This is a genomic window from Cellulosimicrobium sp. Marseille-Q4280, assembly GCF_943181405.1.
GTDB lineage: Bacteria > Actinomycetota > Actinomycetes > Actinomycetales > Cellulomonadaceae > Cellulosimicrobium.
On the sequence record NZ_CALPBY010000005.1, the window covers coordinates 407,037 to 429,568 of the forward strand.

Below are 22,532 nucleotides of genomic sequence, written 5' to 3' on the forward strand. Positions count from 1 at the left end.
TCGTCGTGGACGCCGGCCGGCGACGGAGCGGTTCAGAAGGTCCGCAGGATCACGCCCTGGAGGAGACCCAGCACGACGCTCACGAGAGCCGCCGCCCCGAGCGCCGTGCCCGCGGCCGCGAAGCCGGTCCCGGGCGCGCGCCGCACGAGCACGACGAGCCCCGTGACCACGGCGACGAGAGCGAGGACCACGGACAGGATGCCGTGCCCGGCCTGCAGGACGACGTACGACGTCGAGGTGAAGCTCATCGACCGGATCACGACGGGCAGCGCGAGCGTGTAGACGGCGCCGACGAGCACCGTCGCGACGCCCGCCCAGAACGACACGAGGGCGAGGCCCGACCGGAGCGTGGGCTTCGTCGGCGCTGCCGGGGACGGAGCGCCCGGCTGCGCACCGGGCGGGTAGGCGTCGCCGTACGGGTGGGGCGCCGCGCCGTACGGCGAGGCGGGTGGCGGGGTCTCCGGGGCGCTCATGGCCGTCATCCTGCCGGAGTCCTCCGTGGCCAGGGCGGCGACCCGCCGCCGGCGGCGGCCGCGAGGTCAGGGAGAGTCAGGAGCCCTTCGGCCCGCCCTCGGCGAGGTCGTCGGACTCCTCGGGCTGGTAGACGCACACCACGAGCGCGTCGGGGCGGACGCTCACGTCGAGCCGTTCGGACGGCTCGATGACGTCGCCGTCGAGCTGTCGCGGCTGGGGCCGGTCGGAGACGACGGAGATCTCCCGGCCCCGCACGACCTCGCGGCTCGGCACCCGGCTCTTGCCGCGCACGACCCCCCACAGCAGCTGGACCCAGTGCTTTACGTTGCGCGGCGCGATGATCGCGACCTCGAGCTGGCCGTTGTCGGGCTCCGCGTCGGGGAGGAGGTTCGTCCCGGCCTGGAGCCGGCCGACGTTCCCCACGACGACGGTGCGAGCGCGGCGGCGACGGGTCGCGCCGTCGACGGTCACCTCGAGGTGCATCTCGTCGTCCGCCAGGTGCTTGAGGGCGGAGAACACGTACGCGATCGACCCGGCGCGCGCCTTGAGCGCCGTGGGGGCGTCGTCCATCATCGCGGCGTCGAGGCCCATCCCGGCCATGACGGCGAAAGCCTGGCCGTCGACCTCGCCGACGTCGATCGTCCGACGCCCCCCTTCGAGCGCGATCCGGATGCCGTCGACGGAACGCGTCGGGATGCCGAGGTTGGTCGCGAGCAGGTTGCCGGTGCCCCCGGGGAGGATCGCGAGCGCGGCGCCCGTGCCCGCGAGCCCTTCGATGCAGGCGCGCACCGTGCCGTCGCCCCCGGCGACGAAGACGACCTCGGCGCCGCCCTCGACAGCGCTGCGCGCCTGGCCCGTCCCCGGGTCCTCGGCGGTCGTGTCGAACCAGGCCGGCTCGGGCCAGCCCGCGTCCGCGAGCGCGTCGGCGATCTCCTCGCGGAGCTCGTCGAGCCCCTCGACGCGGTTCGGGTTGACGATCACCGCCGAGCGCAGCGGGCGGCGGTCGTCCTCCCGCTGCTCGACGGCGGGCTGGGCGGTCTCGGGGGCCTGCGGGTCGTTGGGCACACCTGAGTATGGCGAGGTCGGCGCCTCCGCGCGCCCCGGCGGGGGTCCGGCGGCGCACGACGACGGTTCGGGAGCCCGGACGCGCCTCGGCGGCCCGGGCCGTGCTCGGCAGCGCGAGCTGCCGAGGACGCGACCGGGCCGCCGAACCGTCACCGCCCTCAGGCGGTCAGCACCTCCGTGGCCAGGGTGAGGCCCCCGCCGTCGGGATCGCGGTCCACGCGCACGACGTCTCCGTCCGCGACGTCGCCCGCGAGGAGCATTCGCGCGAGGCGGTCGCCGATCTCGCGCTGCACGAGGCGGCGCAGCGGGCGCGCGCCGTAGGCGGGGTCGAAGCCCTCGAGCGCGAGCCACTCGCGCGCGGCGGGCGACACGTCGAGCGTGATCCGGCGGTCGGCGAGGCGCGCCGCGAGGTGCGCCACGCTGAGGTCCACGATCCGGCCGAGCTCCTCGAGGTTCAGCGGGTCGAACACGATGACGTCGTCGAGGCGGTTGAGGAACTCCGGCTTGAAGCTGGCCCGGACGGCGCTCATGACGGCCTCGTGCTTGGCGGAGTCCTCGAGCAGCGGGTCCACGAGGAACTGCGAGCCCAGGTTCGACGTGAGCACGAGGATGACGTTGCGGAAGTCGACGGTGCGGCCCTGGCCGTCGGTGAGACGGCCGTCGTCGAGCACCTGGAGCAGGATGTCGAAGACCTCGGGGTGCGCCTTCTCGACCTCGTCGAGCAGCACGACCGAGTACGGCCGACGGCGCACGGCCTCGGTGAGCTGGCCACCCTCCTCGTAGCCGACGTAGCCCGGGGGCGCGCCGACCAGGCGGGCGACGCTGTGCTTCTCGGAGTACTCCGACATGTCGATGCGCACCATGGCGCGCTCGTCGTCGAACAGGAAGTCCGCGAGCGACTTCGCGAGCTCGGTCTTGCCGACGCCCGTGGGGCCGAGGAAGAGGAACGAGCCCGTGGGACGGTCCGGGTCGGCGACGCCCGCACGCGCGCGCCGGACGGCGTCGGACACCGCGGACACCGCGGAGCGCTGCCCGATGAGGCGCTCGCCGATGACCTCCTCCATGTGGAGGAGCTTCTCGGACTCGCCCTGGAGCATGCGGCCCGCCGGGATGCCGGTCCACGCCGAGACCACCTCGGCGATCTCGTCCGCACCGACCTTGTCCGCGATCATCGGCGCGGTGTCCGCTCCGCCGACCGCGTCGGCCGCGCCCTCGGCGGCCTCGGCGCGCTCCGCCTCGTCCACCTCGCGCTGCACCTGCGGGATCTCGCCGTACTGCAGGCGCCCGGCGGTCTCGAGGTCGCCCTCGCGGATCGCGCGCTCGACCTGGACGCGCAGCTCGTCGAGCTTCGCGCGCAGGTCGCCGACGCGGTTGTGCCCGGCCTTCTCGGCCTCCCACCGCGCGGTGAGCGACGCGAGCTCCTCCCGGCGGTCGGCGAGGTCGGCACGCAGCCGCTCGAGGCGCTCGAGGCTCGCGGGGTCGGTCGACTCGGAGAGCACGACCTCCTCCATCTCGAGACGTGTCACCGCGCGCTGCAGCTCGTCGACCTCGACGGGCGACGAGTCGAGCTCCATGCGCAGGCGCGACGCGGCCTCGTCGACGAGGTCGATCGCCTTGTCGGGGAGCTGGCGGCCGGGGATGTACCGGTCGGACAACGATGCGGCGGCGACGAGCGCGGAGTCCGCGATCGTCACCTTGTGGTGCGCCTCGTACCGCTCCTTGAGGCCGCGCAGGATCGCGACCGTGTCCTCGACGGACGGCTCGCCGACGAAGACCTGCTGGAAACGGCGCTCGAGCGCCGGGTCCTTCTCGACGTGCTCGCGGTACTCGTCGAGCGTCGTGGCGCCGACGAGCCGCAGCTCGCCGCGGGCGAGCATGGGCTTGAGCATGTTGCCCGCGTCCATCGCGCCCTCTCCACCTGCGCCGGCGCCCACGACGGTGTGCAGCTCGTCGATGAAGGTGACGACCTCGCCGTCGGACGAGCGGATCTCCTCGAGCACGGCCTTGAGCCGCTCCTCGAACTCACCGCGGTACTTCGCGCCCGCGACCATGCTCGCGAGGTCCAGGGAGATGAGCCGCTTGCCCTGCAGGGACGTGGGGACGTCGCCGGCGACGATGCGCTGCGCGAGGCCCTCGACGACGGCCGTCTTGCCGACGCCGGGCTCCCCGATGAGGACGGGGTTGTTCTTCGTGCGGCGCGACAGCACCTGGACCACGCGGCGGATCTCGGAGTCGCGGCCGATGACGGGGTCGAGCCTGCCGTCGGCGGCCGCGGCCGTGAGGTCGGTGCCGTACTGCTCGAGCGCCTTGTAGGTGCCCTCGGGGTTGGGGCTCGTGACACGTGCGCTCCCCCGGACCGCGGGCAGCGCGGAGCGCAGCGCGTCCGCCGGGGCGCCGGCCTGCTGGAGGATCGTCGCGGCCTGCGACGAGCCCGCGGCCAGACCGATGAGCAGGTGCTCGGTCGAGACGTACTCGTCGCCGAGCCCCTGCGCCTCCTTCGAGGCGTTCTCGAGCACGGCCGAGGTCGCCCGCGACGGCTGGGGCTGCGCGACGGCGGAGCCGCTCACCGTGGGCAGCGCGACGAGCGCGGCGCGCAGCCGCTGGCCGATCGCCTGCTTGTCCGCGCCGACGGCGTCGAGCAGCCCGACGGCGACGCCGCCGTCCTGGGCGAGCAGCGCCGCCAGGAGGTGGGTCGGCTCGAGCTGGGGGTTGCCCGCAGCGGTGGCGGTCTGGATCGCGTCGCCGATCGCCTGCTGCGACATCGTGGTGAACTTCGTCTCCATCGGGGCTCCGGTGGTTGATCAGGGAACAGGGTCTGACCAGTGGAACGGTCCTCAAGTTGAGTGTATTCCGCTCAACTTGGCTCGCCCGCCATGCGCACGGCCCTGCGGGCCGGGACGGATGAAGTCTCCGGACGTTCGTCTCAAATCGGCATCGACCCTCGCCCCCGCCGCGGATCCGCGACATGCTGGACAGGTGAACCCCTCGCCACTGCGCAAGCGACTCGGACTCGGCGCCCTCCTCGCCACCCTTGCACTGTTCCTCGCCGGGTGCATGAGGATCGACATGGACCTCACGCTCAACGAGGACGACACGGCCGACGGCACGATCGTCATGGCGATCTCCGACGAGACGGCCGAGGCGCTCGGCCAGGACCCGCAGGCGCTGTGGGACCAGATGGGCTCGGAGATGGAGGGCGAGCTCCCGCCCGGTGCGACCCAGGAGCCCTACGCCGAGGACGGCTACACCGGCACGCGGATGACCTACACCGGTCAGCCGATCTCCGACATGTCGACGGGCGCCACGGACGAGCTCTCCATCACGCGCGAGGGTGACGAGTTCGTGGTGAGCGGCTCGATGGACATGTCCGACGAGGAGATGGGCATGGACGGGACCGATCCGGAGTCGGACGAGATGACCCGCCAGATGATGGAGGGCTTCGAGGTCAGCATCTCCATCACGTTCCCCGGTGAGGTCGCGGAGACCAATGGCGAGGTCGACGGCAACACCGTGACCTGGACCCCCGTGATCGGCGAGGTCACCGAGCTCTCGGCCCGCGGGTCGGCCGTCGCCGGGGGCGCCGCGGCGGACCCGGGCGACGGGACCACGGACGGCTCGACCGACGGCTCCGACGACGGCACGGACGACGGCACCACGGGCTCGTCCGCGGACTCGGACGGCGACGAGGGCTCCGGCTTCCCCTGGTGGGTCCTCGGCCTGGTCGGCGGGCTCCTCCTGCTCGCGATCATCGGCCTCGTGCTCTGGCTGGTGCTGCGCAAGAAGCCGGACGCGCAGGACGGTGACGCGGGACTCGCCCAGGGCGGCTACCCGGGTCAGCCCGGCGCGCCGCAGGGTCAGTACCCGGGCCAGTACCCGGGCCAGCCGGGTCCCCCGCAGGGCCAGTACCCCGGTCAGCCCGGCCAGTACGCCGGTCAGCCGGGTCAGTACCCCGGTCAGCCGGGCCAGTACCCCGGCCAGCCGGGTCAGCAGCCGCCCGCCGCCTACCCCGGGCAGCAGGGCCAGCCTGGCCAGTACCCCCCGCAGCAGGGCGGCTATCCCGGTCAGCAGGGCCGACCCGGCCAGTACCCGCCGCAGCAGGGCGGATATCCGGGCCAGCAGCCCGGCCCGCAGGGTCAGCAGTCCGGCCCGCAGGGGCAGTACCCGCCCGCGCCGGGCCAGCAGCCCGGCCGTCCGGGTACCCCGCAGGGCCCGTACGCGCCGCCGCAGGGCCAGCAGCCCGGATACCCCGGCGCACCTGGGCACCCGCAGCAGGCACCGACGACTCCGTACCAGCAGGGCCCGGCCACCACGCAGCCGCTGCCTCCGCAGCCCGGACCGGTGCCGCCCGCCCCGACCCAGCCGCTCCCGCCGCAGCCGGGCGCCGCGGCGTCGGACCCCGGTCGCACGGGGCCCGGCAACGACGACGGTGACGACGAGATCGACGACGCGACGCGGCTCCGCCCGCCGACCTGATGTCTCGCCCGTCGAAGTAGTACCGCAGGTCGCGAGGTAGAACCCGCCGGGTTCTACCTCGCGACCTGCCGTACTACTTCGCGACCCTGCCGGCCGAGCCCCAGAGGGGTTCTGCCGGTTCGTAGGCGAGCCCGACGGCGCCGAGCCCGGGGTCGACGTCGGCCAGCGAGCCCGGCGACCACGAGGGGTCGCGGTCCTTGTCGACGACCTGGGCGCGGATCCCCTCGACGAGGTCCGGCTGCGTGTCGACGAACCAGGCGACGAGGCGGTACTCCTGCTCGAGGGCGGACCGCAGGTCGGTGAGCCCACGAGCGCTGCGGACCGCTGCGAGCGCGACGGTCACGGCGGTCGGGGACAGCGCCTCGAGCTCGTCGGCCTCGGCACCGGACTCCTCGTCGCCCGCGTCGGCCTCCGCACGCAGCGCGGCGACGATCCCGGGCACGCCCTCCTCGCCGTAGCAGCGGTCGACGCGGTCCTGCCGGGCCGCGAGCGCCGACGGGGGCGGCACGATCGCGTGCCGCAGCGCCACGGCGTGGACGGCCTGCGGGTCCAGCGGGTCGACGCCGGAGGTCGCGAGCGCGACGAGGTCCTCGTGCAGCAGCCCGATCCGCTCGGTCGGCACGTAGTGGTCGGCGAGGCCCGCGTGGATCGCGTCGGCGCCGTCCATCGTCACGGCGCCGAGGGCGAGGTGCTCGCCGAGCCTCCCGGGCGCCCGCGCGAGCAGCCACGAGCCCCCGACGTCGGGCGTGAAGCCGATGCGCGTCTCGGGCATCGCGACCCGTGAGCGCTCCGTGACCACGCGCACGGTCGCGTGCCCGGCCAGCCCGACCCCGCCGCCCATGGTGACGCCGTCCATGATCGCGACGACGGGCACCGGGCTCTCGGCGAGCGCCGCGTCCACGGCGTACTCCCGACGGAAGTACCGCCGCGCGTCGGCCGTCCGTCCCGCGACGATCGACGCGTGCAGCTCCCGGATGTCGCCGCCCGCGCAGAGTCCGCGGTCGCCGGCGCCGTCGAGCAGGAGCACGCGGACCGTCGGGTCGTCGCGCCACGCGTCGAGGACGGCGGCGATCTCGCCGAGCATGTCGTAGCCGAGCGCGTTGAGCGCACGGGGTCGGTCGAGGGTCAGGTGGCCGACGGCGTCGTCGGCGCGCGCGATGATCTGGCTCGTCATCCGTGTCACGGTACCGTCGGGCATGGCTTCCGCGACGGACGACTGGCGACCCGACGTCCTGGGCGACGACTGGGTCGCCCGCGACCTCCCCCTGCCCGACGGCGCGGTGGCGACCCTCGTGCGGCGGGTGCGCCCCGGCGTCGGGCACCCGGCGGAACCGGCCGACGGCGAGGCCGCGGACGGCGAGGCCGCGGACGGCGAGGCCGCCGCCGTCCGGCCCGCCGACCGCCCGGCCGTGCTGTACGTGCACGGGTACATCGACTACTTCTTCCAGACCCACGTCGCCGCGGCGTTCGAGGCCCGCGGCTACCGGTTCTACGCGCTCGACCTGCGCGGGTACGGCCGGTCCGTCGGTCGCGGCTCGGGCGCGCCGTCGCGGCCCGACGACGACCCGAACTTCGTCACCGACCTCGCCGTGTACGCGCAGGACCTCGATGCCGCCGCGCGCGCGATCCGCGCTGAGGGTCACGACCGCCTCGTCGTCCTCGGCCACTCGACGGGCGGCCTCGTCGCGAGCCTGTGGGCCGACGCGCGGCCAGGGTTGCTCGCGGCGCTCGTCCTCAACAGCCCGTGGTTCGAGCTCAACAGGCCGTGGATCTACCGCGGCCCGGTCACGTGGGCGATCGACGTGGTCGGGCGGTTCGCGCCGCGGCTCGTCGTCGGGCATCTGGACGAGAGCTGGCCGCGAGCGCTGCACGTGAGCACGGGCGGCGAGTGGGACTTCGACCTCGCCTGGAAGCCGCTCGAGGGGTTCCCGGCGCGGGCCGGCTTCGTGCGCAGCGTGCGCCGGTCGCAGTCGCGCCTCGCCCGAGGCCTGGCGATCGACTGCCCCGTGCTCGTGCTCTCGTCGGCCCGGAGCGGTCCCGCCGCCGGATGGCACGAGGAGCTGCTCACGACGGACTCCGTGCTGGACGTCGAGCACATCACGACGCGCGCGCGGCACCTCGGAGACGACGTGACGGTCGTGACCGTGGAGGGCGGCGCGCACGACCTCGCGCTCTCCCCCGAGCCCGCCCGGACCACGTACCTCCGCGAGAGCCTCGACTGGCTCGACCAGCACGTCTGACGGACGCCTCCGCCATGTCCGATTCCCGCTAGCCAGCGACGCCTGCCGCGCGCGAGGATCGGGTCATGACCACGACGCAACCGACCTCGACGCCCACCGACGCGCCGACGACGGCGAGCGACGACCCGGTGTTCGCCGAGCGCTACCGCGCCATCGCGTCGCGTGACCGCCGGTTCGACGGGCAGTTCATCACCGCCGTGCGGACGACGGGCATCTACTGCCGCCCGTCGTGCCCCGCCCGTACGCCGCGGCCCGAGAACGTCACGTTCTACCGCACGTCCGCCGCTGCGCACGAGGCCGGCTACCGCGCCTGCAAGCGGTGCCTGCCCGAGGCGGTCCCCGGGACGCCCAGCTGGGACCTGGGGCACGACCTCGCGGCCCGCGCGATGCGGCTCGTCGGCGACGGCGTGGTGGACCGCGAAGGTGTCGACGGCCTCGCCGCGCGCCTCGGCTACTCGCCGCGCCACCTGCACCGCGTCCTGCTGGCCGAGCTCGGCGCGGGGCCCATCGCGCTCGCCCGCGCGCTGCGCGCCCAGACGGCGCGGTCCCTGATCACGGGGACCGACCTCCCCCTGGCCGACGTCGCGTTCGCCGCGGGCTTCGGCAGCATCCGCCAGTTCAACGACACCGTCACCGAGGTGTTCGCGACGACGCCGAGCGAGCTGCGCCGTCGGGCACGGCCCCGCACCACGCCGGCCCCCCACCGCCCGCCGGTCGACGCCGCGGTCGACGTCTCGGTCACCGCGAGCGCTGTCGACGGTCCGCCCGACGCGCCGGCCGCCGCAACCACCACGGCGACGCTGGCGCTCACGCTGCCGCTGCGCGAGCCGTACGACGCCCGCGGGGTCTTCGGCTTCCTCGCCGCCCGCGCGGTGGGCGGCGTGGAGGTCGTCGGTCCGCTCGACGCACCCCACCTCACGTACGCGCGCACGATCGCCCTGCCCCACGGGCCCGGGGCGTTCCGCGCGTCCTACGGCCCGGTGCCGGGCAAGTCACGGTTCCACGTCGAGCTCGAGCTCACGTCCGTCGCCGACCTGCCCGCTGCCGTCGCGCGCGTCCGCCGCCTGTTCGACCTCGACGCGGACCCGCAGGCCGTCGACGCCGCGCTCGCCGTCGACCCGGCGCTGGCGGGCTCCGTCCGCGCGACGCCGGGCGTCCGGGTCCCCGGCGCGGTCGACCCGGTCGAGATCCTCGTGCGCGCGCTCGTCGGTCAGCAGATCTCCGTCGCGGCCGCGCGCACGCACCTGACCCGCCTCGCGGGCGCGCTCGGCACGCCCTTCGCGTCCCGGTTCGGGCCGACGTGCCTCTTCCCGACGGCAGCGGCGATCGCCTCCGAGGGCGCCCACCACCTGCGCGGGCCGGCGCGCCGGACCGCCGCGATCCTCGGCGTGGCCCGCGCGCTGGTCGACGGCGGCCTCAGCCTGTCCACGGCCGACGAGCCGGTCGCGATGCGGTCCGCGCTCGAGGCGCTGCCCGGCGTCGGGCCGTGGACCTCCGGCTACGTCGCGATGCGGGTCCTGCACGACCCGGACGTCCTGCTCGACGGCGACCTCGCCCTGCGGGCCGGCGCCCGCGCGCTCGGCCTGCCCGACGACCGCCGCGCCCTGGCCGACCACGCCGAGCGCTGGGCCCCCTGGCGCTCCTACGCAGCGATGCACCTGTGGCGCGCCGCCGCGACGTCGCCCGCGGCCCCGATGACGACACCGCCCACCACGACCCTCCTGGAGGAGACCCCGTGACCCCCACCGCCACCACCACCGCCACCGCCACCGCCACGACGACCACGGTCGCCACGCCCGACGGGCCCTTCACCGTCGTCGCCGCGCCCGACGGCGCCGTGCTCGCCTCCGGGTGGACGGACGACGTCGACGCGCTCGTCGCGCTCGTCCACCCGGACCTGCGGCCGACCGACGTCACGCCCGTGCCGGACGACGCGACCCCTGTCGCGGCCGCCGTCGTCGCGGTCCTCGCGTACTACGAGGGCGACGTGCACGCCATCGACGGTGTCCCCGTCCGGCAGGTGTCCGGACCGTTCCGCGCCCACGCGTGGGACGTGCTGCGCACGGTCGAGCCCGGCGCGCCCGTGACCTACACCGGGTACGCCGAGCTGTCGGGCCGGCCCGCCGCCGTGCGCGCCGCGGCGGGGGCGTGCGCCATGAACGCCGCGGCGCTGTTCGTGCCGTGCCACCGCGTCCTGCGGACCGACGGCAGCCTCGGCGGGTACCGCTACGGCCTCGAGATCAAGCGCAGCCTGCTCGACCGGGAGCGCGCCGTCGCCGGCGCCGTCGGGACCCTTGCCGTGTGAGACGCCTGGCCGCCACCGCCGGGCCGCCGGCCCGCAGTGCGGCGTCCCCCGCGGAGGACGGCACGGAGGATGCAGCTGGGCGGTGGCCTGCTCAGCCCCGACCGAAGAGCTGCGTCCAGACGCGCTCGGCGTGCCCGACGCCGATCTCCCGCAGGTCGCAGTCCAGGATGTTCGCGCGGTGCCCCGGCGAGTCCATCCAGGCGCGCACGACCTCCTCGGCCGTGGCCTGCCCCTTCGCGACGTTCTCCGCACCCGGGTTCTCGTAGCCCTGCGCCTCGGCCCGGTCCCACGGTGAACGCCCGTCGAGGCTCGTGTGGTCGAAGTAGTCCTGCGCGAGCATGTCCTCGCTGTGGAGCTGGGCCGCGGCGGTGAGGCGCTCGTCGACGGCGAGCGGCTCGCACCCCGCGGCGGCACGCTCGGCGTTCGTCAGCTCGACCACCGCCGCTCCCTCCGCCGAGAGCACGCCCGGTCCAGGTGCGGCGGCGACGGTCGGCGCCGCGGCGGGCGGTGACGCGCTCGGCGGGGCGGGTTCCACCGTCGCGTCCGGCGCGGCCGTGGGCGCGGGTGACGGCTCGGGCTGCGGAGCGGCCTCCGCGGCCGGTGGCGCGGCGTCGGTGGTCGGCGTTCCCGCGGCCGGGGGTCCCGAGGCGGAGTCGCTCGGTCCCGGGGTGCCCGACGGCGCGGCGGGCCCGGCGCCGTCGACGTCGTACCGCTCGGGCAGCGTCCGGGAGGCGGCGTACCGCTCGCGCTCCGCGAGCAGGTCGCCGGGCACCGCACCGGGAGACCAGGGCAGGGCGGCGACGACAGGCCCCAGGCGGCCGGCGTGCTCAGGGCGCAGCTCGCCGGTCATCGTCGCCGCGGTCAGCCCGGCCGACGGCCCGAGGACCAGCACCGCCGTGACACCGGCGGTGACGGCTCCCAACGCACCGGGCGTCGACCGCAGGTGGCGCGCGGGGGCGCCCGAGCGCCGTCGGGCACCGGACGGCGGCGCTGCTGCGGGCGCCGGTACCGGGACCGGACCGCCGCGGAGGTGCCTGGGCGTGCGGGGCGGGGCCATCGCACGACCCTAGCGAGGTTCGTCCGATCTGTGCACGCGAGCCCCCCTGCACATCAGAGCAGCGAGGGCTCCTCCGGCGTGGACACGGTGAACACGGCGCCCGCGACGAGCGTCGACGCCGTCGCCGCCCGCTCGAGCTCGTCGAGGCGGCGAGCGACGGACGTCTCGGCCTCGTCACCCGTGAGGTCGACGCTCGCGACGAGGTAGAGCGAGCGCGGCCCCACGTACTCGAGGCGCAGGTAGGTGACGCGCTCGACCTGCGGCATCGCCGCGATCGCGCGGAGCACCGCGTCGCGCGTCGCGGGCAGGGCCGCCTCGCCGACGAGGAACCGCCGGTTGCGGTCGATGAGCACGACCGACACGACGGCCAGCACGACGCCGACGACGATCGACCCGAGCGCGTCGGGCACCGGCGAGCCCGTGAGCTGGTGGGCGAGCACGCCGCCGAACGCGACGACGAGCCCGACGAGCGCCGCCGCGTCCTCGGCGAAGACCGCGCGCAGCGTCGGGTCGGAGGTCACGAGGACGTGGTGCAGGGTGTCGTGCTGCGCACGCCGCGCCTCGGCTCGCACCTGCCGGCGCGCCTGGAGGAACGAGATGCCCTCGAGCACGAACGCGAGCCCGAGCACCGCGTAGGCGACGCCGAAGCTGCCTGCCGGCTCAGGATGCACGAGCTCCTGGATGCCGTGCGTGATCGAGACGCCCGCGCCGACGGCGAACAGCCCGATCGCCGCGAACATCGACCACACGTACGCCTCGCGGCCGAAACCGATCGGGTGCGCGGCGTCGGCCGGGCGTCGCGAGCGCCGGTTCGCGACGAGGAGGAACACCTCGTTCCCGGTGTCGGCCCACGAGTGGACCGCCTCCGCGAGCATCGAGGCCGACCCGGTCACGACGGCGGCGAAGGACTTGGCGACGGCGATGAGCGCGTTGGCGCAGAACGCGACCACCACCGTGAGCGTGCTCTCCCCGCCGCCGTCGCCCTGCACGACACGCGGGCTCGTCCCGGGGAACGGGGCGGCCGGCGCCGGGCGGTGGTCGGACGGCATGTCGCTCGCTGGCACGGGTCCGGTCTACCACGCGCCCGCCCGCCCGGCACGAGGACTCCTCGGCTACCGCGCCCGCGTCCCGTACTCCCCCGGTACCACCCTCACGACAGCCGCACTACCTCGCGTGACAGCCGTACTACCTCGCAACAGCCGTACTACCTCGCGACAGCCGTACTACCTCGCGCGACCGCCGTCCTCGTTCGGCGGGGCGGGGACCGCCCTCCCGTGGTCGGCCGCGTCGCCCGTGCCGGCCAGGTCTGCCGTGGGCCGACGGCCGGCCGGGAGGTCGTGCTCGCCGACGTCCTCGCGGTCGGCAGCGTCCTGGTCGCGCGTCAGCTCGTCGACCACGAGGTGGGACGTGTCGACCTTGCCCGTGCGGTACCCCGCACGGCCGACCATGTGCGCCGCGACCGGCGAGGTGAGGAGCTGGAAGACGACGACGAGCGCGAGCGTCGCGACGGCTCCCCACGACCGCAGGCGCAGGCTCAGCCCGAGCAGCACGAGGATGAGCCCGAGCACCTGCGGCTTCGTCGCCGCGTGCATGCGGGCGAGCAGGTCGGGGAAGCGCACGACGCCGACACCGGCGGCGAACGCGAGGAACGCACCGAGCAGCAGGAGCACGGCGGACACGATGTCGGCGACCCCGTCCCAGAACGCGGTGTCCATCAGCGCACCTCCCCCTCGGGGGTGGTGCCGTGGTGGTCGGCGTCGATCGCGGCGTCGCGCTCGTCCTCCTCGGCGGCGCGGCGCTCGGCGTCCTCGCGCGCCACCTCCTCGGGGGTGCGGATGCGGCCCTCTCCCTCGGGCTCGACGGACGCGAACCGGGCGATCGTCACCGACCCGATGAAGCCGACGAGCGAGAGCACGACGAGCAGCGGGATCGTGTCGGTGCGGCGCGAGAACGCAGCCTCGAGCGCGATCGCACCGACGAGCGTCGTCGTGAAGACGTCGAGCGCGATGGTGCGGTCGAGCATCGACGGACCGCGCTCGGCCCGGACGACGGCGAGCGTCGCGGCCGCCCCGAGCAGCACCGCCGCCGCGATCACGACGACGAGGTAGACGGTGTCGGTCACGGCTCGCTCCTCTCCCCGGTGGCCGGTCCTCGGGCCGCGCCCGTCTCGTGGCCGGGCCGCCCGCCGCCCTCGCCCGGGTCGTCGACCGCAGGCGTCCCCCCGGTGCCGTGGTAGAGCCCGGCCGCGCGCAGGTCCTCGTTCGACGCGAACGCGTGCAGGATGCGCGCCTCGAGCGCGAGCGTGTCGGCGCGCACCTGCTCGACGCCGCCCACCTGGTCGACGTCGAGCACGTGCAGGTAGAGCATCCCCGTGAGCCGGTGCGCCTCGACGACGAGCGACCCGGGGACGAGCGAGCTGAGCTCTGCCGTCATGGTCATGTACAGGTCGGACGGGTTCCGCAGGCGCACCCCGACGACGGCCCCGTGCGGCGTCCGCCGCGGGTCGAGCGCGAGGAGGCTCACCTGGAACGACGCGGTGACGAGGTCGGCCACGAACCTCGCGAGCAGCACGAGGAGCGGCCACGGGCGGACGCGGCCGCTGGTCGCGACCGACGGCAGCGGGAACATCACGAGCACCACGGCGCCCAGCACCGCACCCGCGACGACGTTGCCCCACGACAGGTCGCCCCAGAGCATGACCCACACGAGGGTCAGCCAGAGGACCGTGCGCCACTGCGTGGTGACGCGGCGGAACCACCCGACGGCCAGGTTGCTGCGACGGCGGTGCAGGCTCATGACCCGTCACCGTCCTCGGCGACGTCGCTCGAGACACCCTGCCCGCGCTCGGAGCCGCCGACGAACACCGCGTCGACGTAGGTGTGGCCGTCGAGCAGGGTCGCGGCCGCGCGTTCCGTGTAGGAGTAGAGCGGGCCGGCGACCACGGTGAGCGCGAGGCCGAACGCCACGAGCGCCGCCGCGGGCCCCACCATGCCGCGCGGCATGGTGACGCCCTGCGGGATCTCGACGGGCGGCGTCTGCCAGAACGCCTTGTTCCAGGCCTTGACGATCGCGTAGAGCGTGAGGAGCGACGTCACGACGGAACCGACGACGAGCGCCCACGTGAGCGGCGTGCCCTGCGCGACACCCTCCTCGAGCAGCCCGAGCTTGCCGAGGAAGCCCGAGAGCGGCGGGATGCCCGCGAGGTTCATCGCCGGGACGAAGAACAGGATCGCCAGGCCCGGCGCGAGCTTGGCGAGACCACCGAGGCGGTCGAGCGACGTCGACCCGCCGCGACGTTCCACGAGGCCCACGACGAGGAACAGCGTGGTCTGCACCGTGATGTGGTGCACGACGTAGAAGATGGCCGCCGCCATGCCCGGCTCGGACGCGAGCGCGATGCCGAAGATCATGAAGCCGATGTGGCTCACGAGCGTGAAGGACAGCAGCCGCTTGATGTCGTTCTGCGCGACGGCGCCGAGGATCCCGACGACCATCGTCAGCAGGGCGAGCCACAGGAGCAGGTCGTCGACGCGGTCGTCCTGCGGGAACAGCAGCGTCTGGGTGCGGATGATCGCGTACACGCCGACCTTGGTGAGCAGGCCCGCGAACACCGCGGTGACCGGTGCGGGCGCCGTCGGGTAGGAGTCCGGGAGCCAGGACGACAGGGGGAACAACGCGGCCTTGATCCCGAACGCGAGCAGCAGCAGGAGCTGGATCGTCAGCCGCACGCCGGGGTCGATCTCGGCGAACCGCTCGGAGAGCTGCGCGAGGTTGACCGTGCCCGTCGACGCATAGGTGAGCGCGATCGCGACGAGGAAGATGATCGACGACAGCAGCGCGACGACGACGTAGATCGATCCCGCCCGGATCCGCTCGCCCGTCCCGCCGAGCGTGAGCAGCACGTAGCTCGCCGCGAGGAAGATCTCGAACCCGACGTAGAGGTTGAACAGGTCGCCGGACAGGAACGCGTTGAACACGCCCGCCGCGAGGACCATGAACGTCGGGTGGTAGATCGCGACCGGCGCCTCCTCGTCCCCGTCGGCCACGCCCTGGGCCAGCGAGTACAGCAGGACGCACAGCATGACGAAGCTCGACACCGTGAGCATGAGCGCCGAGAGCCGGTCCGCCACGAGGTCGATGCCGACCGGGGCTGCCCACTCGCCCACGTCGACCACGATGGGGCCGGAGTCCGCGGCGACGAGCAGCACGACGGACGTGACGAGCACGAGGGAGAGCGCCGCCGTCGCGATGATCCGCTGGGCGCGCGCGTGGCGCCACAGCGCCAGGGTGAGCCCGGCCGCGATGAGCGGCAGCACGACGGGCAGGGGGACGACGGTGCGTGCGACCTCGGTCAGGTCCATCAGCGCTCCTCCCCCTCGTCGTCGTCCGTGCCGTGCGGCCGGGACCGCTTGCGGCCGAGCCGCGCGTCGGTGATCCCGTCGCGGTCCGCGTCGGTCTCGTCGTGCACCTCGGCCGCCTCGTCGTCCAGCGTCTGCCCGCTCTCCTCCGTGTCGAGGTCCTCGAACGCGGGTGCGTTGCGCGCCGCGTGGCGCGCGACGCGCCGGTCCTCGAGGTCGTCCTGGACCTCGTCGTGGCCGTGGAGCTGCCACGAGCGGTACGCCATGGCGAGGACGAACGCCGTGAGCCCGAGGGTGATGACGATCGCGGTGAGGACCATCGCCTGGACGAGCGGGTCGCTCATCTCGTCGTCGGGCGTGGTCCCGACGATCGGTGCCCCGCCCGCCCGGCCGCCGGCGACGAGGAAGAGCAGGTTCGCGCCGTTCCCCATGAGGATGAAGCCGAGCAGCACCCGGGTGAGGCTGCGCTCGAGGAGCAGGTACACGCCGGTGGCGAAGCACACGCCGATCGCCAGCACGAGGACGATGCTCGGGGTCATGTCGATCACGCCCGCGGGCCCGTTCATCGTCGACCACCGCCGATCGCGTCCGGCTCCATCGCCTCGAGCGGACCGGTGTCCTCGCCGGGCTCGCGCCCGGCGGCGGCACGTTCGGTCTGCCGGTCGATCTCCGCGCCGAGCGTGCGCAGGATGTCGAGGACCAGGCCGACGACGACGAGGAACACGCCCACGTCGAAGAACAGCGTCGTGACGAACTTGACGTCCCCGAACACGGGGACGGTCACCTCGAGGATCGCGCTCTGGAGCACCGAGCCGCCGAAGAAGAGGGGGACGAGGCCGGCCCCCGCGGAGAGGAACAGGCCGAGACCCAGGAGCAGGCCGGGGTGCACCGGCGCGGCCTCGCCCAGCTCGTACCGCCCGCCCGCGAGGTACCGCACGACCAGCGCGATGCCGACGACGAGGCCCGCCGCGAAGCCGCCGCCGGGGTTGTTGTGGCCCGAGAAGAGCAGGAACAGCGCGAAGACGATCATCGAGTGGAAGAGGACCCGGGTGACGACCTCGAAGATCACCGAACGTCGTTGCGGCGCGAGCGTGCGGCCCGCGTTGAGCCACACGGACATGCGGGGCTGCGCCGCGTCGTCCACGCCGCGCCGCCGCAGCGCCGCACCCGGGTCGGGCTCGCCGCCCCAGACGCCCGTGCCCTTGCCGTCGGGCTTGCCCGTGACGACCCGGGCGTTCGCGATCCGCAGCACCTCGCCGCTGCGCGTGCGCAGGAAGACGAGGGACGCGACGCCGGTCGCCGCGGCGAGGAGCACCGAGATCTCGCCCATCGTGTCCCACGCGCGGATGTCGACGAGCGTCACGTTGACGATGTTCTTGCCGCCGCCCCACTCGTACGCCTCCTCCGGGAAGTCGACGGAGACCGGGATCGCGACGCGCGCCAGCGGCACGACGACCGCGAACCCCATCATCACGACGCCCACCGCGACGGCGACGCCCAGGCGCACCCACCGGCTCGACGCGAGCGGGCGGTCGGAGAAGTAGGGCGGCAGGCGGCGCAGGACGAGCACCATGACGACGAGCGTGATGGTCTCGACGAGGACCTGGGTGAGCGCGAGGTCAGGTGCGCCGTGCAGGAGGAAGAGCACGGCGTTGCCGTAGCCCGCGATGCCGATGAGGATCACGGCCTTGAGCCGGCGCCGCGAGCGGGCGGCGAGGATCGAGGCGACGCAGATCGCGACGACGGCCGCGAGCTGCGCGGGGCGGTCCCACGCCTTGAGCTGCTCGGGCCAGCTCGTCTGCGCGACCATCACGAGCCCGGGCCCGAGGACCAGCACCGTGAGGATGATGCCGAGGTACAGCGGGAGCGAGCCTCGCTGGGTCACCGCGGTGACGTCCGCGGCGACGTCGTCGAGCTTGCGCATGACGCGCCGGTAGGTGACGTCCGCCTCCGGGCCGGTCCACAGCGAGGCCTGGAACCGCTCGACGCGCGAGCGCTGCCAGAAGAGCAGGACGCCGACCGCCAGGACGAGCACCGTGAGGGCGAGCGCGGGAGTGAACCCGGCCCACAGCACGAGGTGGCCCGGCTCCCCCGCCGGGTACGTCTCGGCGTAGGGCTGCAGCAGGTCCTCGCCGAAGTGCGGCACGAGGGCGGCCGCGAGGCCCAGCACCGCGAGCACGACGGCGGGCGCCACGAGCAGGAACGGCAGGGGCTTGATCCGGGCCGGGTCGACGGGCGCCTCGTCCGCCTCGATGACGGGGCCCCGGCCGGGGGCGCGGAGGTCCAGGTGGTCGTTCGCGCGCGCCGGGGAGCCGTGGCGCTTGTGCGACGAGAAGGCGCCCCACCAGAACCGGAGACCGTAGGCGACCGTGAACATGGAGCCGACGACGACGGACCACAGGACGACGGCGTCGACCCACGCGGGCCCCTCGCCGTGCAGCAGCGCCTCGAGCGCCGCCTCCTTCGCGACGTAGCCGGCGAAGGGCGGCAGGCCGATCATCGACGCGGTCGCGAGCCCGCCCGCGAACGCCGTCCACGGCAGCCGCCGGCCGACGCCCGTCAGCCGGCGCAGGTCGCGCGTCCCGGTGGCCGCGTCGACGGCGCCGACGACGAGGAACAGCGACGCCTTGAACATCGCGTGCGCGCCGATCATCGCGAGCCCGGCGAGGGCGGCACCGCGCGTGCCGATCCCGACCAGGAGGATGATCAGGCCGAGCTGGCTCACCGTGCCGAACGCGAGCACGAGCTTGAGGTCGTACTGGCGCAGCGCGCGGTAGCCGCCGACGAGCAGCGTCCCGGCGCCGAGGGCGATGACGATCGAGCGCCACACCGTCGTGTCCGAGTAGGCGGGCGCGAACCGCGCGACGAGGTAGACGCCGGCCTTGACCATCGCCGCGGCGTGCAGGTAGGCGCTCACCGGCGTCGGAGCGGCCATCGCGGCGGGCAGCCAGAAGTGCAGCGGGATCAGCGCCGACTTGCTCACCGCACCCACGAGGACGCACACGACCGCGGCCGTCACCGCGCCGCCGGTGGGCGGGTCCGCGACGATCTCGGAGAGGCGGTACGTGCCCGCCTGGACCCCGAGGACGATGAGCCCGACGAGCATCGCCAGGCCACCCGCCGTCGTCACGACGATCGCCTGCATCGCCGCACGCCGGCTCGCCTTGCGGTCGGCGTAGTGGCCGATGAGGAGGTAGGAGAAGACGGTCGTCAGCTCCCAGAAGACGAACAGCAGGAGCACGTCGTCGGCGACGACCAGGCCGACCATCGCGCCCGCGAACGCCGTGAGGACGCCGCCGAAGCGGCGCAGGCCCTGGGCCGTCGGCGAGAAGTACGCCGAGCAGTAGACGAGCACCAGCGCACCGACGCCGCCGACGAGCAGCAGCATGAGCCACGACAGCGTGTCCATGCGGAACGCGAGCTCGAGCCCGAGGCCGGGCACCCACTCGACGACCGACGTCGGGTGGTCGCCGGCCATGACGCGGTCCGTCCACGCCAGCGCGTAGACGGCGGCGGACGCCGGCGCGAGCGCGAGGACGAGGAAGGCCCGGCGACCGAGGAGGGAGACGAGTGCAGGCGCGCCCAGTGCCATCGCGAGATGCGCGAGGAGCACGTAGAGCACGGGCCGCTCCGTCCGGGTCGGGGGCGGGTGGGCGGGTCTTGCTGACCTTGCTGGACTTGTCAGACGCCGCGGCGACCGGCCTTCCGGCGGCGCGCGCGACGAAGCAGGGCGTCGACCCCCGCGGGGACGAGGTGTCGAGCCGCCTCTACTTTACCGACTGCCGACATGTGCCCGCGGGCCGGGGGCCGGATCGTGACCGATTCCTCACCCGCTGCGCGGCCGGGACGGGCCGTCGGCGTCAGAGGTCCTCGGGCTCCACCAGGAAGTCGGACTCGTCCGCGACCTCGCCGCCCACCGCGCCGTGCAGAGCGGTCGTGATCTGCCCGACGACCTCCCCGGCGCGCTTGCGCGCGATCCGGTGCTCCATCGACGGCTGCTCCTGCTGCGACTCGAGGAGGTCGCGCGGCTCCCACCGGACCCGGTAGCTCACCGCGCCGCCCGCCGTCCACGGCAGGCCGCGCAGGAGCAGCGGGAGCTGGTCCTCGCCGCCCACCTCGACCGCGACGAGCCCGTCCAGGCCGAGGTCGACGAGCAGGCCGTAGCCGTCGAGCACCGAGCCGGTCGTCAGGGCCTTGATGTCGACGTCGTCCGCGGCCGCGTGGATCGCGCGACGCAGGTCCGGGTCCATCTTCTCGCCCGGGTACAGGGGCATCTCGGTGATGCCCTTCGGCGGGCCCTGGTAGGACGCACCCTCGGTCGCGAGGGTCGTGCGCGGGTGCAGGCGCGCGACGAGCGCGAGCGCGGCGTTCGGCTCGAGCCAGACGTCGGAGTACAGGCACATGTCGATCGTGACACCCGGGTCGGGCGTGAGGACGACCCCGGGTCCGGCCGGGTTCCCGACGTCGGTGCGCACGGACCCGCCGAGCCGCCGTGCGGCCGCGACGAGCCACGCGACGACGCGCTCCTCCTCGCGCACGGGCAGGCCGCCCGGGAACGCGCGGCCGACGCCGTCGCGGTCGCTGCCGCCGGGCCAGGGCGCCTCGCCCCGCTCGCGAGGGCACACGACGTCGAACACGAGCTCCGTCCCGGGCGGCAGACCCGAGCCGGTCGCGGCGAACGGACCGGTGAGCGACGAGTGCCGTGAGGTGCGCAGCACCCCGGGCTCGCTCGGGCCTGCCGTGCGCGCGGGCGGGACGAGCGGCTCGGTGCCCGCCGGTGCGACGTCCCACCGGGCGCCCGCGAAGCGCGAGAGCGCGAGGGTCTCGACCTCGTCGACCAGCACGTCCCCCGGCAGCCCGAGCAGGTGCCGCGCCTGGTACCCCTGCGCGGCACCGCGGCCGTCGGGGTTCGCCAGGAGGGGCAGGGTCGTCATCGGGGCCACCTCACACGTCCGTCCGGTGGAAGTTCTGGAACGAGCGCGACGCCGTCGGCCCACGCTGGCCCTGGTAGCGCGAGCCGTACTGCTGCGACCCGTACGGGTGCTCGGCGGGCGACGACAGCCGGAAGAAGCACAGCTGGCCGATCTTCATGCCCGGCCACAGCGTGATGGGCAGCGTCGCGACGTTGCTCAGCTCGAGCGTCACGTGACCGGAGAACCCGGGGTCGATGAAGCCGGCCGTCGAGTGCGTGAGCAGCCCGAGCCGCCCGAGGCTCGACTTGCCCTCGAGGCGCGCCGCGACGTCGTCGGGCAGCGTCACCGCCTCGAACGTGGACCCGAGGACGAACTCCCCCGGGTGCAGCACGAACGGCTCGGCCGGGTCGACCTCGACGAGGCGCGTGAGGTCCGGCTGGTCCTGCGCCGGGTCGATGAACGGGTACTTGTGGTTGTCGAACAACCGGAAGAACCGGTCCAGGCGCACGTCGATGCTCGACGGCTGGAGCATCGCCGGCTCGTACGGCTCGAGCTGGACGCGGCCGGCGTCGAGCTCGGCCCTGATGTCGCGGTCGGAGAGCAGCACGGGGCCACGCTAGCCGACGCCACGACCCGCGCCGACGCACGCCCACGCCTCGCCCGTACCGGCCCCGTTCCGGGCCCAGCCCGCGCGAGCAGGCACGCCACTGACTACGTTCGCCTGACCAGCCGAACGAGGAGGAACCCCATGAAGTCGAAGATCGCACTCGTCGTCGGGATCGGGATCGGGTACGTGCTCGGGACCCGCGCCGGACGCGAGCGGTTCGAGGAGATCAAGGTCAAGGCCAAGGACCTCTGGCAGTCCGAGGACGTCCAGTCGGCGGTCCACACCGCGCAGGACAAGGTGACCACGGTCGCGAAGGAGCAGGGCGCGAAGCTGGCGGACGTCGCCAAGGAGCAGGGCGGCAAGGTCGCCGGGGCCGTCAAGGACCAGGCGTCCGGACTCGGCAAGCACGGAGGGCCCGACGACGCGGCGTCGCCCGACCCGAAGGGCCGGGACGACTACCGCATCTGAGCCGTCGGCTCAGGCCCGGAGCGGGCGACCCGTCGAGTCCACCGCGTAGGAGCCCTGCTTCGCCGTGAGGTAGAGGATGCCCTCGACGAGACCCCAGACCGACACCGCGACCGGAGCGAGCCCGAACGTGGGCAGCGCGCCGATGACGGAGACGAGCAGCATCGTCAGGCCGATCCCCGTGTAGCCCAGGTAGAAGCGGTGGATGCCGAGGCTGCCGAGGAAGATGCCCAGCAGGCCCGCGGCGAGCCGCGACTTCGCGTTCGGGTCGAGGTTGGGGTCGTAGCCGCCCGGGTAGCCGTACGGCTGGCCGGGCTGGCCGGGGTGGCCGGGGTGGCCCTGCGGCGGGTACCCGTACGGCTGGCCCGGTGGCGGGTACCCGCCGCTGGCGAACGGCGTGAAGCCCGTCGACCGCCGCGAGGTCGGGACCGGCCGCGGCACCCTCCGGCCCGCGACGCCCTACGGGAAGAACGGCGGCGTCATCACGTGGGCGCTCCACTGGGCCCAGACCAACGGCCACGCGGGCGCGGACGTGATCGGTGGCCGGCTCCCGAGCCGCCCCGCCCGCCCGGCCC

At 74.3% G+C, this 22,532-nt stretch carries 20 protein-coding genes; 5 read left to right on the forward strand and 15 right to left on the reverse strand.

The window, feature by feature from the left end:
- Positions 1-32: 32 nt before the first annotated feature.
- From NFS20_RS15215 to clpB, 3 genes are all read right to left on the reverse strand, one after another.
- On the reverse strand, positions 33-473 hold the full coding sequence (locus tag NFS20_RS15215) for a hypothetical protein (protein WP_251152630.1): 441 nt from the start codon (positions 471-473) through the stop codon (positions 33-35).
- Between the two features lie 76 nt (positions 474-549).
- Positions 550-1,539, reverse strand: a complete 990-nt coding sequence (locus NFS20_RS15220; protein ID WP_251152631.1) for a diacylglycerol/lipid kinase family protein — start codon at positions 1,537-1,539, stop codon at positions 550-552.
- Between the two features lie 158 nt (positions 1,540-1,697).
- The gene (gene clpB, locus NFS20_RS15225; RefSeq protein ID WP_251152632.1) at positions 1,698-4,322 is read right to left on the reverse strand and encodes an ATP-dependent chaperone ClpB; all 2,625 of its coding nucleotides are present in this window, start codon (positions 4,320-4,322) and stop codon (positions 1,698-1,700) included.
- Between the two features lie 193 nt (positions 4,323-4,515).
- Between clpB and NFS20_RS15230 the strand changes: the two genes are divergently transcribed.
- A complete protein-coding gene (locus tag NFS20_RS15230) occupies positions 4,516-6,012 on the forward strand; it encodes an LppM family (lipo)protein (protein WP_251152672.1) in 1,497 nt (498 codons plus the stop codon).
- Between the two features lie 73 nt (positions 6,013-6,085).
- On the opposite strand, the gene NFS20_RS15235 is transcribed toward NFS20_RS15230, so the two are convergent.
- The gene (locus NFS20_RS15235; RefSeq protein WP_251152633.1) at positions 6,086-7,186 is read right to left on the reverse strand and encodes an enoyl-CoA hydratase/isomerase family protein; all 1,101 of its coding nucleotides are present in this window, start codon (positions 7,184-7,186) and stop codon (positions 6,086-6,088) included.
- Positions 7,187-7,208: 22 nt separating this feature from the next.
- Between NFS20_RS15235 and NFS20_RS15240 the strand changes: the two genes are divergently transcribed.
- From NFS20_RS15240 to NFS20_RS15250, 3 genes are all read left to right on the forward strand, one after another.
- Positions 7,209-8,252 carry an alpha/beta hydrolase gene (locus NFS20_RS15240; protein ID WP_251152634.1) on the forward strand — a complete coding sequence of 348 codons (1,044 nt, stop codon included), beginning with the start codon at positions 7,209-7,211 and terminating at the stop codon, positions 8,250-8,252.
- Positions 8,253-8,317: 65 nt separating this feature from the next.
- Positions 8,318-9,991 carry a DNA-3-methyladenine glycosylase 2 family protein gene (locus NFS20_RS15245; protein WP_251152635.1) on the forward strand — a complete coding sequence of 558 codons (1,674 nt, stop codon included), beginning with the start codon at positions 8,318-8,320 and terminating at the stop codon, positions 9,989-9,991.
- Positions 9,988-10,557, forward strand: a complete 570-nt coding sequence (locus NFS20_RS15250; RefSeq protein WP_251152636.1) for a methylated-DNA--[protein]-cysteine S-methyltransferase — start codon at positions 9,988-9,990, stop codon at positions 10,555-10,557. Before NFS20_RS15245 ends, NFS20_RS15250 begins: the two co-directional genes overlap by 4 nt.
- A gap of 91 nt (positions 10,558-10,648) precedes the next feature.
- Here NFS20_RS15250 and NFS20_RS15255 read toward each other — a convergent pair whose 3' ends face one another.
- From NFS20_RS15255 to dcd, 10 genes are all read right to left on the reverse strand, one after another.
- Complete coding sequence (locus tag NFS20_RS15255; RefSeq protein ID WP_251152637.1) at positions 10,649-11,614, reverse strand: CAP domain-containing protein; 966 nt, start codon at positions 11,612-11,614, stop codon at positions 10,649-10,651.
- A 53-nt stretch (positions 11,615-11,667) separates the two neighbouring features.
- Complete coding sequence (locus tag NFS20_RS15260; RefSeq protein ID WP_251152638.1) at positions 11,668-12,678, reverse strand: cation diffusion facilitator family transporter; 1,011 nt, start codon at positions 12,676-12,678, stop codon at positions 11,668-11,670.
- A gap of 159 nt (positions 12,679-12,837) precedes the next feature.
- Positions 12,838-13,329, reverse strand: coding sequence for a monovalent cation/H(+) antiporter subunit G (gene mnhG, locus NFS20_RS15265; RefSeq protein WP_251152639.1), 492 nt, complete (start codon positions 13,327-13,329; stop codon positions 12,838-12,840).
- The gene (locus tag NFS20_RS15270) at positions 13,329-13,736 is read right to left on the reverse strand and encodes an MrpF/PhaF family protein (protein WP_251152640.1); all 408 of its coding nucleotides are present in this window, start codon (positions 13,734-13,736) and stop codon (positions 13,329-13,331) included. The genes mnhG and NFS20_RS15270 overlap by 1 nt, the downstream gene beginning before the upstream one ends.
- Complete coding sequence (locus tag NFS20_RS15275; RefSeq protein WP_251152641.1) at positions 13,733-14,410, reverse strand: Na+/H+ antiporter subunit E; 678 nt, start codon at positions 14,408-14,410, stop codon at positions 13,733-13,735. Before NFS20_RS15275 ends, NFS20_RS15270 begins: the two co-directional genes overlap by 4 nt.
- Positions 14,407-15,975, reverse strand: coding sequence for a Na+/H+ antiporter subunit D (locus tag NFS20_RS15280; protein ID WP_251152642.1), 1,569 nt, complete (start codon positions 15,973-15,975; stop codon positions 14,407-14,409). Before NFS20_RS15280 ends, NFS20_RS15275 begins: the two co-directional genes overlap by 4 nt.
- Complete coding sequence (locus NFS20_RS15285) at positions 15,975-16,538, reverse strand: Na(+)/H(+) antiporter subunit C (RefSeq protein WP_353050466.1); 564 nt, start codon at positions 16,536-16,538, stop codon at positions 15,975-15,977. Before NFS20_RS15285 ends, NFS20_RS15280 begins: the two co-directional genes overlap by 1 nt.
- Entirely contained in the window at positions 16,535-19,594 is a 3,060-nt protein-coding gene (locus NFS20_RS15290; RefSeq protein ID WP_251152643.1) for a Na+/H+ antiporter subunit A, read from the reverse strand. Before NFS20_RS15290 ends, NFS20_RS15285 begins: the two co-directional genes overlap by 4 nt.
- Before the next feature lie 238 nt (positions 19,595-19,832).
- On the reverse strand, positions 19,833-20,906 hold the full coding sequence (locus NFS20_RS15295) for a hypothetical protein (protein ID WP_251152644.1): 1,074 nt from the start codon (positions 20,904-20,906) through the stop codon (positions 19,833-19,835).
- A 10-nt stretch (positions 20,907-20,916) separates the two neighbouring features.
- Positions 20,917-21,492: a dCTP deaminase gene (gene dcd / locus NFS20_RS15300; RefSeq protein WP_251152645.1), complete on the reverse strand. Its 576-nt coding sequence runs from the start codon at positions 21,490-21,492 to the stop codon at positions 20,917-20,919.
- 141 nt (positions 21,493-21,633) lie between these two features.
- Here dcd and NFS20_RS15305 point away from each other — a divergent pair, with 141 nt between their 5' ends.
- Entirely contained in the window at positions 21,634-21,960 is a 327-nt protein-coding gene (locus tag NFS20_RS15305) for a YtxH domain-containing protein (RefSeq protein WP_251152646.1), read from the forward strand.
- 9 nt (positions 21,961-21,969) lie between these two features.
- On the opposite strand, the gene NFS20_RS15310 is transcribed toward NFS20_RS15305, so the two are convergent.
- Entirely contained in the window at positions 21,970-22,398 is a 429-nt protein-coding gene (locus tag NFS20_RS15310) for a TM2 domain-containing protein (protein WP_251152647.1), read from the reverse strand.
- Between the last annotated feature and the right edge of the window lie 134 nt (positions 22,399-22,532).